This window comes from Bartonella sp. AP20NXHL (genome assembly GCF_042196165.1).
Classification (GTDB): Bacteria; Pseudomonadota; Alphaproteobacteria; order Rhizobiales; family Rhizobiaceae; genus Bartonella.
In genome coordinates, this window is sequence record NZ_JBHIPV010000112.1 from 1 (window position 1) to 344 (window position 344).

The following is a 344-nucleotide window of genomic DNA, read 5'->3' on the forward strand; positions in this document are numbered from 1 at the left end:
AAAATACCTCTATATCGCTATTTAAAACCAGAGGAAGAAAATCATTTACAAAAAGGTTCTGATGGCGAGGTTCATATGTTTTATAATGGTATTTTTACCTCCCCCGATGATGCCGCGCGTTATGCCGTCCAATTTGCTGACAACGATCATGATCATCTTTATTTTACATATTTTCCGCAAGCTAAAGACATGCTAGTAGAGGCAGGTATAGCGGTTTTTCAGAAGTTTTTTGAAGGCAGCACTTGGGGGGTGAGTAATTCGACGAAGAAGTTCCAAGATTTTATCACTCATTATGGCAATGACAAGGCTATTGTAAGTGCGCATAGTCGAGGTACCCTAACAGT

1 pseudogene is annotated in these 344 nt (G+C 39.8%); it reads left to right on the forward strand.

Going from position 1 to position 344, the window contains the following annotated elements:
• Window positions 1–344, forward strand: a pseudogene (locus tag ACFILL_RS09500) (filamentous hemagglutinin); the annotation flags it as partial.